A 13,043-nucleotide genomic window follows, 5' to 3' on the forward strand; every position below is an offset into this window, starting at 1 on the left:
GTTTCTAGTCCACAAGAAAGGTATACTAAAATGTAAGAATAGAAGTAGGGAGTGTCAAGTATTGGAAAATTTAGCACTTTTAGAAAAATTATCTTTTGAACGGATTGCCGGTTCAAAGGAAGAGTACCGTGCGGCGATGATTATCAAAGAGGAAATTGAGAAAATGGGTTTGAATGCGACGCTCGAGCCGTTTGAAATTGAATTTCCTGAAGAAGTCACGGCTACTTTTGAAATCACCGCACCTCAAAATCAAAGCTTTGAAGTCACGGGTGTTGGAATGGCAGGTGTCACAAAAGGCTTAGAAGCGCCTTTTTATTACGGGCAAGATTTAGATGAGATTAGTTTAAGTCAAATGAAAGGCAAAATCGTTTTATTTAATGGGGCGTTGCGCTATGACTCGTATAAAAAAATTATTCAAGCCGGTGCGGTAGGTTTTATTACCTTTAACGGAAGTGTTTATGATACAGAAATCGAAGTAGAAGATCGTTACTTACGGCCGAAGTTGCAAGAATTAGGGAAAATACCTGGTGTCACGATGAGTATTCATGATGCTCAGACACTTGTCAGATTGAATCCTACGACAGTAAGACTAACGGTTAACGCAAAAGAAAGTACGCGCACTTCACACAATCTTGTCGTCACATTACCGGGTGATATCGAGGATGAAATCATTTGTTTTTCTGGACACTACGATTCCGTTCGCCATTCTAAAGGCGTCTATGATAACGCGACAGGTGCACTCGCTGTGTTAGATTTCTTAAAATACTTTAGTCAAAAGAAACCGAAAAGAACGTTGAAATTTCTTTGGTTAGGTACGGAAGAACGTGGATTGATTGGTGCAACACAGTACGTGAAAGCACATCAAGAGACAATCGATCAGTATAAATTAAATATTAATTTAGATATGCTTGGTGTCGTGTTAGGAAAGGATATTGCTTGTGTGACGGGTGAAGAAGCCATTACTCACTATATTGATTTTGTTGCAAAAGAGTTAAATTTCGCCATTAAAACATCAACAGGGGTTTATCCAAGTGACTCGACGCCTTTTGCCGACGGTGGAGTACCTGCCATTACGTTTGCGCGAGGGGCTGTTGTAGGAGGTGCCCAAATCCATTCTAAGAAAGACGTGATTGATTTTATTAGTGTCGAAAGCTTTAATCAGACCGTTGAATTTATCCAAGCGTTTGCTAGTCGTGTGATTGAAGCGGAAGTTTGTCCGATTCCTTCCACGATGCCAAAGAAAATGCTTGAAGAATTAGATGACTACTTACTGCGGAAAATCGCAGAATAAAAAAATGACTAGTTCTTTAGAATGAAAAATGATAGAATAATGAAATTAATAAGAAAAATTCTAAGGAGTTGAAATGATGCCTCTATTATATCAAAGTACACGAGATGAAAAAAATATTGTGACGGCTTCAGAAGCGATTTTACAAGGACTCGCTACAGACGGAGGTCTCTATGTCCCGACGCAATTTCCAGATTTACATTTGGACTTTGCGAAACTGGCTACCCAAACGTATCAAGAAGTAGCAGAATTCATTTTACAAGCATTTCTAACGGACTTTACCGCCGAAGAAATTAAAGCCTGTGTTGCAGGTGCTTACGATGAGAAATTTGACAATCCGGTCATTGCTCCGCTTGAAAAAAAGGGCGATAGTTACTATTTGGAACTATTTCATGGTCCAACATTTGCCTTCAAAGATTTAGCGTTATCTATTTTGCCGTATTTAACGACAACGGCTGCTAAAAAAAATCAAGTAGAAAAAGAAATCGTGATTTTAACAGCGACGTCTGGCGATACAGGGAAAGCCGCGATGGCTGGCTTTGCCGATGTTCCTGGCACACGAATCATTGTGTTTTATCCTGAAAAAGGCGTTAGTAAAATTCAAGAGACACAAATGGTTACCCAAAAAGGGGCCAATACCCATGTGATTGCGGTAAAAGGTAATTTTGACGATGCTCAAAGCGCCGTAAAAGTAATGTTTAATGATGCGGAATTAAAAGAAAAATTAGCTAAAAATAATCAACAATTTTCTTCTGCGAATTCAATGAATATTGGACGTTTACTGCCCCAAGTTGTTTATTATGTTTATACGTATGCTCAACTAGTGAAGGGCAACGAGATTACCATTGGTGAACCAATCAACGTTTCCGTACCAACAGGGAATTTTGGGAATATTTTAGCTGCTTATTACACTAAGAAAATTGGTGTGCCGATTAATCAATTGATTTGTGCTTCAAACACGAATAATGTCTTAACGGATTTCTTTGCAACAGGCGAGTACAATCGCAAACGTCCTTTCTACTTAACCACATCGCCATCGATGGACATTTTAGTTTCAAGTAACTTGGAACGTCTGATTTACCATTTGAGTGGTGCCGATGCGAAACAAACGAAAGAATGGATGGACGCACTTCTTGTCGATGGTCAGTACCAAATTTCATCCACAATGTTAGCGGAATTAGCTGAATTTTACGGCGCATTCGCAACAGAGAAGGAAGTCGAAGAAACGATTACTTCCGTCTTTAAAGAAGAGGCGTATGCGATTGACCCTCATACTGCAGTCGCTAAAAGTGTCGCTACAAAGTATCAAGAAGAGCAAGGAAGTCCATTAAAAATGGTGGTGATTTCAACAGCTAGTCCGTATAAATTCCCACGAACCGTTGTCGAAGCGATTACTGGACGCGTTTCAGAGGCGGATGATTTTACTTTAGTCCATCAACTAGAAGCATTAACAGGAATTGCGTTACCGCAAGCTGTCAAAGAACTAACGGATTTGCCAATTTTACATACGCAAGTCGTTGAAGTCACAGAAATGCAACAAGCGGTTGAAAGTATCTTACATCTCTAAATTTTAGTCAAAAAGATTCAAGCGAGAACACTCGCTTGAATCTTTTTTTATTGAAATCAAATATCTGACATTGAAAGAAGTAAATCTGACTCTTTCACAATCATTTTTTCAATCCACTGATCGATTAGGAGTAAATCGTTGCTCGTTAAAAGCGGATCAATAATAATTTGTGGCGTTTCATAACACTCCTCTGCAGGTAATTCAAAGGTTGTAATAATCAAATCTGCTTGTTGGAAATCAGTAATAAAAACAAAATCATATTTTGTTTTAAACTGGCTTTTCAAGCGATTGGCTAAATAGTAATTAAAATGACTGGATACCTCAGAATAGACTGCGATTTTAACAGAGTAAAGCTGCGTATCGAGCGGGGAAAAGTAAGAAGCTAACATCAAACTTGTAAATTTAAAGGAACTACTATCCAAAGCTGGGACTTTAAACCGAAAATCATTCCAAAATTGTTCGAAGCGTTGGTAAAAAAGTGGATTTTGTTGCTGAAACGTTTCGAAGTTGATGACTTGAAATAAGCGGAAAAATTCATCATCGATTGAAATAAAATAGGACAGAACCAAGGACTTTTGGATTGCTTCATGGACAAGGGCTTGTTCTTCACTAGTGAGTTGACCGAACGCCATCTTAAATGCTTGACCCCAAGCAAGGGACTCAAAAACAAACAGTGGGACTAAAACATCTCTTGTCGCTATGTCAAAGTCCTGTTCAAAAAGATCGGTAGCCATGGTAAATAGTAAAAAAAATTGCCAATCATTGAACGACCAATTATTTAAGAAGTTTGGTTTAGGCGGAAAATCAAATTGATGGAAAAGTTCATTTTCCTTTTCGGTTAAACGTAGTGGTGTACCTGAGTGGACGCCATGTTCATGGACGTAATAAATGAGTGAAAAGACACCTAACTCTTTTAAAGAGAGCGTTAGACCTAAATGGTTTTGTATTTTTATTGCCTTGGATTCAAAAAAACCTTGTTCGGCAATACCGGGTACCGCTGGCAATTGGCGATAAAATAAGAAAAGAAAATAGAAATAAAAGGAACGAATGGCGAGTTCGGAACCAGTTAATTTGATTTTATAGGCAAATGTAATCCGTAAGTTATAGTGAGCTAAACTTTGATTGATTCGTTTAATTTTTCGTCTCAAAGTCGATTCACTGACATGTTGATTTTCATAAAAATCAGAAGCAATCAGCTCACGATAACGAAAAAGTTCTTGTAGTAACGTGTAAGATATTTCCTGACAAGCATAAGCGTCTATTAAGGCTTTAAAAGGGATTTTCTTTCGTAATAGGCGGGCACCTAACTGCGGATGAATGACTAGCTCACATTCTTCTACGGAATACCATTCTAAAAAATCACTTTGAATTTTGCGACATGTTTGTTGGAGTACATCAATGCTGATACCTCGGAAGTGATGTGCGATTTCTTTAAATGTTAGGTAATTAGACGAATTATCGAGGATCTGCAACAATTGGTTTTTGAGTAAAAATTCTTTATCCAGCCCGAACAAAGGTTCCGTAGTGTATTGTTCAACATTCATCATGATCCCTCCTAATGTATGAACAGTATACTACAAAAAAAGCCCTTTCACATGTTCAAATAATCGCTTTATGACAGGTAAATGATGAACATGAAAATAAGATGAGAGAGTGATAAAATTTAATTAGATTTCAATGAGTGTGTTTAAGTGGTCGGTTTCTTTTAATCTCAAGAAAGTGGATTGTTCTCTCTGTTAAACGTCTTCATGCATCGAGTAAAGAATACGCTCTTTGATGAGAGAAAGAGAGCTACAGAGCTACAGAACCACATAAATGAAACCGTATCCAAAATAAAATAATCATTTAATTAAAAAGTAATAATGGTTAGGAGGGGAGATAATGAGAAGTAAAGGAGTCGTTTGGTTTGGATTCATATTGTTGTTGGCAAGCATGATTCCCAATTTGATGCAGGCATATATCGTGTATGCACAATCATCCGATGAAGTTCGTGAAACAATTATTCAAACAGATACGTTAAAAGTGACGACAAATGTGAAACAAGTCAATGATCAAATGCGCTGGGAACTACAGTATCAATGGTCTACACCGACACAAAATAGTGCACGGCGATTGAAACTAAAGTTTTATGATAATGAAGGAAAAGCAGAAAAAAATGTTGATACTTCGCTCGTTCAACCTGAACACATCGATGGTTGGCGCTTGAATGAGAATAATTGGTTTATGAATGAAGAATTTAAGACATCCGCAGAAGGAACCGTTGTGGTGATGACAGCTTTATCTGTAAAGAATCTCGCCTTACGTATTCAACTCGATGAGGAAATCATTAAAGAAGTAGAAAGAGTCAAGGAGACTATTTCCTCAGAAGAATTGTTTGCTTCACAAGAAAGTAGCGGCAGTTCGGAAGTCGTCACTACCTTTAACAACGAAACAGAAGTGGAAGTAATAGAAGAAAAGATTATTACGGAAGATATTTTGCAAACACCAGATGCGGATGTACACGAATTGTCTGCACCCGAAATTGATGCACCCGTTACGAGTTCGAGTGAAGTGAAGGACACCTCTCAAGAAGAAATTGTAACACCGAGTGAGGAAACGTCCGAGACGACAGTCGAAAGCCAAGTGCCAGAAACGAGCGAAATGGAATCTTCCCCAAGTGAAACAAGTTCAAGTTTTGAAAAGACAGCTAGTACCGAGGAAGCGTTAAAAGAAGCGGATAATCTTGTTCAAAACTTCCAATATAACGCAGGTATTGCTCCTTTTGCCGTAGCATCCTATACAGATCCCTTTGCCTATACCCCAGATGGGGGGCAATATCCCACTCATGGAACAAACAATTATAGTGCTGCTTTAACAAGTCCATTTGTGAAAAATTACAATTACGGCAGTACGGCAGATAGCGTTTCTGGTGTTCCTGTAAAAAATATTCTGAATACAACTCCACTTAATTTCGATAAAGGTTATCATGCACACCAAGTGACAACCAATCCGGCACAGGATATATATTTGAAGAAAATTGCGATGCCCACAAGTGATCCGACAAAATTCAAAGTGCAACTGGATATGATTGGTGGGTACTTACAAACACGACGCAACGTTGATGTCGTCTTCGTAGTCGATAAGTCGGGAAGTATGGCAGATTCTAACTGGACAGTCTTAAAAAATTCATTGAATACATTTGCAAATGGTTTGCTAGGAAGTACTAACAATGCCGATGGAGCTGTGCGTTTAGGACTAGCCTCTTTTGGTGGAGCCCAAGTGAATAACAATTGGACAGCCTTTGGAGAAATTGGGAACTTTGGTGGGACAGTCGGCAACTATACTGGATTTACAACGAGTGCATCAAGTTTTCTAAGTCATACTATTTTAAATGTAACACCTACAGGTGGAACACCAACGTTCTTAGGATTGGATGCAGGGCTTGATCTTCTAGTTAATCCGGCTTATAACTCCCGAACAGATGCTGCAAAAGTTTTGATTATTCTAACGGATGGCCTACCAACTTATGCACCAACGACTACATATACTGGAATTCGGCAAACATCAGGTAATTCCAGTAATGCAATGACAAGGACACAACCTGTTTCTACGGTAGAACGTTTCACAGCGGGATCTAACTTATTTACCGGAGATGGTATTGCTACACCTCAATCGACTCGGAATGCGATTATTGCGCATGCTAACAGTCGGTCAGTAAGTTATCCGAATATTGATCGCTATGCCATTGGTTTTAATGTTTCTAATGTAGGAGATATACTATCTGCTTTAGGGCCTAAGGGACAATATTCAGCTACTAGTCAGTCTGATTTAACAGCGGTCATGAATAACATTAAACAAAAAATTATCGATATAAGTGCATTAATCCGTGAGGCGAAAGTCTTTGATCCAATGAGTAGTTATGTCACGCTGGATGCAGCAACTGTTAAGACGTCTGCGCTACAATTGAATCTCAGTTCCTCTCCAAGAACACTGACTGTCATTCCATCCACGTCAGGAAGTTATCCAACTTATGCAAGTGATGTGGTGATTGATAAAACCGGTAATAAAATCAATCTTTCTAATTTGACTTTAGCTGGAGATAGTACCAAACTCAATGGTTTTCGAGTGGAGTATGAGGTCACGCTCAAAGAAGAATATCGGGATGGAAAATTCTATCCGGCGAACGGGCCTACCTACTTAGCGGATGATCAATATACAAATCCATTTGGTTTTGCCATTCCATCGGTCAAAAAAGAGGCTACGACCTTCGATATACCGGTTACCAAAGAATGGATTGATGATAATAATACATGGACGACACGCCAATCCATTTCACTACAATTACAGAAAAAAGTTGGCACGACTTGGGAAGATGTCCCTGGTAAGAGCATCACGTTACCAGTTGGAACAACGAGCTATACCTTTACCGGAATCCAAGCCTATGAAAGTGGTCTAAAAATTGATTATGCCATTAAAGAAACACCAACTCGTGTGACGGGGTACAAAGCCCCTGTTTATACTCCTGCTTCTGTCAATATTAGTTCGACGAATAAAACATTAAAAGTAACAAATGAACTATTGAAGACGAAGATTGAGTTTACAAAAGTGAAAAGTGATGGAACTACACCGTTAGCGGGGGTTGGATTCACGTTATTCAAAGCAAACGGTACAACAGCGATTGGAACACAAGTACTCTCTGATGCGACGGGTAAAGTTAGCTTCCCAACACAACTTCCGATCGGTTCTTACGTTGTGAAAGAAACGCTGACGTTACCAGGATACGAACCCATTGATCCGATGAATTTGGTGGTTTCCGATACTAATGCCACTTTGTCAGTCAATGGTTTACCTACTGGAAATAAAGTGGTCAATCGGTTGAAGGACTTTAAACTAATCGTGAAAAAACTTGATACTGTTGGAAATGCCGTTAACGGAGCCAAGTTTAAGTTAGAAAGTACGACGACAAGTCCGCCATATTCAAATGAGTTGTTGAGCTCGAATAATCTCTTCGAATTCACGGGTCTAAAACCAGGAACATATACGTTAACGGAAACCCAGACGCCAGATGGCTATATCGGTTTGCAAAATCCAATCACCATTATGATTGATCTGGACGGTAACGTAAAAGTCGATGATGTTTCGCAATCAGGTGTGATTACAGGAGAAGGCAATATTATTAAGCTTGATGTCAAAAATCGCCAAAAAGGACAACTGCCTAGTACTGGCGGAAATGGGACACAACAATATCTAATCGTAACCTTCGTTTTAGCGAGTATCGCAAGTGTGATTGGAATTTACTATGTGTATCGTAATCGAAAGGGGGCGAAGTGAGATGACACTAAGAAAAATAGTCGCAAGTGTGGCATTCATCTTTCTCTTAGCACCTTTAGGATTAATCGGACATAGGAGCGCCCAAGCGGCAGAAATTCCACAAGAAGTAACGTTTGTGTTACATAAACGGGTCTTTCTGAATCCTAATAGCATTCTTGATAGTCAGATTAATAGTGGTCTAGAACTTACACCAGAAAATGTGACAGAAGCAAATGATGCGCTCATTGATGACACTCAAACATTTGGCATAAACGGGATCAATTTTGACGTTTATGATGCTAGTGCCTATCTTGCAGGCGAATTAGCCCAAAAAACAATAGAAGAAGTGATGCAAGCGATACTTGAAACAGACTCCGATACCTTAAGAGAGACACTGACAGCGGAAAACTTAGTGACGACGATTACCACGACGCAAGATCCACAAACAGGTGAGAATGGGATGGTGACCTTGACGCTTGATTTGAGTGAAGTGGCTGAACAGAATCCTGCGATTTTGTTTTTAGAAAAACTACCTAATAACAGCGTGATTCGTCAAGAATCTGCTCCGATGTTAGTTGTTTTACCGGTTGAAGATCCGATGAACGAAGGACAATTCCTAGACACGATTCATCTGTACCCAAAAAATGTGTTGCGTGGTCGCTTACCACAGACAGGTGGCGAAGAAAAACCAAAACCGTCACCAACACCGACTCCGGGTGGTCGCTTACCACAAACCGGAGAAGCCAAAAGTATCATGGGGATTGTCGGCATACTAATCGTTGGCTCAGTCATTATTTATTGGCAAAGACGGCGAACGAGTAAACAGGTTATTCGAACAAAAAAATAAATCAAAAAATGGGAGGAAACAACAATGCGTACAGGGAGAAAGCTTTGGAAGATTATGATAGCTACGTTACTCTTAGTTCCGCTATTCGCAGGGGGAATAAGTGCATTTGCTGATACCACACCGCCACCAACTACGACAGATGTGACCGTTCATAAACGCGTCTTTGAAGATGAAATGCCTGAAGTAAAAGTCAATACTGGTTTAGAAGATGCTACTTTTGGAGGCACTCCATTAGCTGGGGCAGGATTTACTGTCTACGATGTTACAGTAGCTTATCATGCTGCAATCGTTGGTAAAACCCAAGCAGAAGCGATTGATGCCGTGCTTGCACTCCATAATGCGACACCACCTACCGTTTTCCCAGTCGCAAAAGCAGAACAGTTAACAGTCGATCCCAGTGGAAAAACAACGTTCACAGGATTACCATTAATCTCTAGTGGTAAAGATGCCGCGTACTTATTTGTTGAAACAACTACACCAGATAGTCCAACCATTATTGAAAAAGCAGCACCCTTTATTTTAGCAATGCCAATCTACACCGCAATGGGCAGTGCCGGTCAATTAAATACAGATATTCATGTCTATCCAAAGAATGTTAGCGCAGAAAATATCAAAGAAATGACCAATGTTGATGCGTTTGGCAGTGTAACGATTGATGGAAAAGAATATCCGAATGTTCAAATTGGTGATGTGCTAAGTTACAAACTTACCATTCAAATTCCAACTAACATTGGAACCAGAACGAGTTTTGTGATTAAAGATACACCAGGAGCAGGGATGGCCGTGGCTGATCCGGAAAATCTAGTGGTTACCGGATTAACTTCTCCGACAGATTACACGGTGACCATTTCGCCGACAAGAAATGAATTAACGATTAACTTAGTACCAGGTAGTGCTAATGTGAAAGCCTTAGCGGGCGATGCATTGGTAATTACTTACGATATGGTACTAACCGAAGATGCCGTACCTGATACCATCATTGAAAACAATGCGAGTATCATTATTAATGGTACTACAACCACTGAGATGACTCCTCCTCCAGGTGTGGTGACTGGTGGTAAACAATTTATTAAAAAAGATGGTCAAACTGATAAAGCGTTAGAAAACGCGAAATTCAAAGCCTACAGAGAAACAGAAGAGGGTATGGAGTGGGCAACGTTTACGGTGAATGCACTTGGTGTGAATGCCTTTGCGGGCTGGGTTACGGATGAAGCAGATGCAACGGAAGTCACTTCTGCAGCTGATGGCGTCATCAAGATTACTGGTTTAACGCAAGGAACGTACTTCTTAAAAGAAACAGTGACGCCAGACGGTTACGTTTTATTAGATGAACCACAAGAATTTACTGTCGTTTACGGTGGTTACGGCGAAACAGCACAATTACGTCAAACCATTCTAAACGTTCCGAAAGGTCTTTTACCAGCAACTGGTGGAACTGGGATTTACGCGTTCTTAGCAATCGGTTCTATGATGATGCTAGGTGCTTATATCTGGTTCAAACGTTCAAAAGAACAAGCGGAAGTCTAACAAAAATGACATACAAAAAGTTGTTGAAGTACAGCCCCTTGTACTTCAACTGCTTAAAAATGAACGGTGGGATGGTAGGTTACCAAATCTTACCGTTCATTTTTAAGCAGAGAACGGAGTGAGGAGATGAAAGCAAAAAAAAAAACCCATTCACGTCTAAAGGACGAGCGGATTAACCTCATTTTAAAGATAGTCATGGCTGGTTTGTTCTTAACTGGGGCCATCATTTTCTCGTATCCTTTTGTGGCAGACGCGATTAATAATTATTATGATCAAATACGAATCGAAGAGATGCAAGCAAAAAGTGACAAACAAAATAAAGAGCAACTCCAGGCGCAAAGAGCAGAACTTGAACAAAAAAATCAAGCCTTACTAGAAGAGGGTAAGTTGAATAATATACCAGGAATGGGTTTAGTCGAAGATCCTTTTACCAGCTTAGTCGACAATACCCAAAATCTTGGAAGCGACTATTTCGAAAAATATACGATTGGCGCCATCTATATCCCAACGATTCATGTGAGTTTACCATTATTTAGCGAAACCAATTCAATCTTATTAGAAAAAGGCGCTACGGTCCTACAAGGCACTTCTTTCCCAATCGGGGGACCAAACAGTCATTCTGTGATTACGGGTCATAGTGGTCTTCCCAATCAGAAACTATTTACGGACTTAGAGCAATTAAAAAAAGGGGATTTCTTTTTTGTGGAAATTACAGGAGAAAAGCTAGCTTATCAAATCGAAGCATTTAAAACAGTTCTTCCTCACGAGATAGACTCTTTGAAGATCAGAGATGGTGAAGATTTGGTCACACTTTTGACATGTACACCATATATGATTAATACGCATCGCTTATTAGTCACTGGGAAACGCGTGCCTTTTCCAGAAGAAGAACTAAAAAAAGAAATCCAAACGACCCAAACGTATCATAAGCGTCGGTTTCAAGTTTATATGATGCTTATTCCACTTTTTATCGCACTATTTTTTTACTGGATCTGGCGCAAATACGTGTATTATCAAAGCATTAAACAACGCTATGACTTCAATTTTTATTTACTAAAAGAAAATCAACCACAAGTCGGTGTGCCATTTGTTTTAATGGATAAAAAAGGACGTACCGTTTTTCGTGACAATGAAGAACCATTCACGGTCACGAGTGAAGAGGATGGTCTCGTCTCATTTAAACAAATTCCTGGTGGCATCTATCGCGCGGTACGAAGCAGCGGTGCGCCATTGTCCGTAAAAGGGAAAGTGTTTTTCCTGCATGATCGCTACTTTAAAATCACGCGTCCAATTAAGTTATGGAGAAGAACTAAATTTAACCAAATCGACATCATTAATGAGGTGACGTCACATGAAAAAGAGAAAGAATAACCATCCCTTTATTTCTAAAATCGTGATGATTGTCCTATTTTTAGTAGGAAGTTTAACCATGTTCTATCCGTTTTATATTAACGCTTTAAATCAATATCTGGATCAGGTGCGGATGGAACGCTATCAGAAAAAAAGTGAGGAGCAGTACGCCAGTCAACAAGCACAACTTGCTGAGGCTAATCGAAAATTAGCGGAAACAGGGATTCATTTTACGACAGATCCTTTTGAAGATACTGCGGGGGGACGTCTTTCAAAGGAGCAATATGACAAGCATGTGATTGGACAAGTAAATATCCCTAAGTTGGCGATTGAAATCCCTCTTTTTGATACAACCACTCCGAATTTATTAGAAGTTGGCGCTACCGTGATTAATGGTACGTCTTTTCCTGTTGGCGGAGCTGGAACACATTCCGTGATTTCTGCCCATCGAGGGTTACCAGAGCGTGAGTTGTTCACGAATTTACCAAAATTAAACAACGGTGATCTGTTTTTGTTGGAAGTTTTAGGCGAGACGTTGGCGTATGAAGTCATCAGTAGTGAGGTAGTAGAACCTAACGAGACGTCCTCCTTAAAAATCATTGACGACCAAGACTTGGTGACACTCGTGACCTGTACACCTTATATGATTAACTCGCATCGGCTATTAGTAACGGGTAAACGAGTACCCTATACACCAGAAATCAAACAAGCCATCCAAAACGGTGATCGTTTCCGTCGATTCAAGCAGTTTGCGATTTTAACAGGAGTGAGCATGATTGTTGTATTAAGTTTGTGGTTACTAGTTCGAGTGATTCGCCAAGAGGCACTCCGTCGAACCCGTTTTGATTTAGCAATTCAATTGAACTCTGATCCAGCTGACACACAAAAAGCGATTCAATTGTACAATCGACAGGGGAAAAAACCTTTGATACGTGATCATCAACCGTTTATTCGAACGACGGATGCTTCTGGGAAAGCAATCTTTGAAAATTTGCCAGGAGGACTGTATCAAATCGCAATTGAAGGGGAAAAGCAAAAAATAAAAGTGGGCATCAAGAAAAAAGGACAAGCAACAAAAATTTATTCGAAAAAACAACGCAATCAAAAACCATCACCCGTCAGTGTTCTGATGGGGACCTAACAAAAAAAGGAAGAGACTGATGAATATCTCTTCC

At 39.7% G+C, this 13,043-nt stretch carries 8 protein-coding genes; 7 read left to right on the forward strand and 1 reads right to left on the reverse strand.

Translation table 11 applies throughout. The features are described from left to right. The first annotated feature begins 61 nt into the window (after positions 1–61). Positions 62–1,291, forward strand: a complete 1,230-nt coding sequence (locus tag RU93_RS00995; RefSeq protein WP_071873748.1) for a M28 family metallopeptidase — start codon at positions 62–64, stop codon at positions 1,289–1,291. 76 nt (positions 1,292–1,367) lie between these two features. Continuing rightward, positions 1,368–2,855: a threonine synthase gene (thrC, locus tag RU93_RS01000; RefSeq protein ID WP_071873749.1), complete on the forward strand. Its 1,488-nt coding sequence runs from the start codon at positions 1,368–1,370 to the stop codon at positions 2,853–2,855. A 56-nt stretch (positions 2,856–2,911) separates the two neighbouring features. Here thrC and RU93_RS01005 read toward each other — a convergent pair whose 3' ends face one another. After that, positions 2,912–4,399 (reverse strand): helix-turn-helix domain-containing protein, encoded by a 1,488-nt coding sequence (locus RU93_RS01005; RefSeq protein ID WP_071873750.1) that lies wholly within the window; start codon positions 4,397–4,399, stop codon positions 2,912–2,914. Between the two features lie 337 nt (positions 4,400–4,736). On the opposite strand from RU93_RS01005, the gene RU93_RS01010 reads away from it, so the two are divergent. The 5 genes from RU93_RS01010 (at position 4,737) to RU93_RS01030 (ending at position 13,009) form a co-directional block, all read left to right on the forward strand. After that, positions 4,737–8,165: a vWA domain-containing protein gene (locus RU93_RS01010; RefSeq protein ID WP_071873751.1), complete on the forward strand. Its 3,429-nt coding sequence runs from the start codon at positions 4,737–4,739 to the stop codon at positions 8,163–8,165. Between the two features lies 1 nt (position 8,166). Beyond that, positions 8,167–8,991: a pilin N-terminal domain-containing protein gene (locus RU93_RS01015; RefSeq protein WP_071873752.1), complete on the forward strand. Its 825-nt coding sequence runs from the start codon at positions 8,167–8,169 to the stop codon at positions 8,989–8,991. Positions 8,992–9,015: 24 nt separating this feature from the next. After that, positions 9,016–10,518 carry a SpaH/EbpB family LPXTG-anchored major pilin gene (locus tag RU93_RS01020; protein ID WP_071873753.1) on the forward strand — a complete coding sequence of 501 codons (1,503 nt, stop codon included), beginning with the start codon at positions 9,016–9,018 and terminating at the stop codon, positions 10,516–10,518. Positions 10,519–10,644: 126 nt separating this feature from the next. Next, positions 10,645–11,889, forward strand: coding sequence for a class C sortase (locus RU93_RS01025; RefSeq protein WP_071873754.1), 1,245 nt, complete (start codon positions 10,645–10,647; stop codon positions 11,887–11,889). Then, the gene (locus RU93_RS01030; RefSeq protein ID WP_071873755.1) at positions 11,870–13,009 is read left to right on the forward strand and encodes a class C sortase; all 1,140 of its coding nucleotides are present in this window, start codon (positions 11,870–11,872) and stop codon (positions 13,007–13,009) included. The genes RU93_RS01025 and RU93_RS01030 overlap by 20 nt, the downstream gene beginning before the upstream one ends. Positions 13,010–13,043 lie beyond the last annotated feature (34 nt).

Origin of the sequence: Enterococcus aquimarinus (assembly GCF_001885765.1) — a bacterium.
In the GTDB taxonomy this organism is placed as follows: Bacteria; Bacillota; Bacilli; order Lactobacillales; family Enterococcaceae; genus Enterococcus_I; species Enterococcus_I aquimarinus.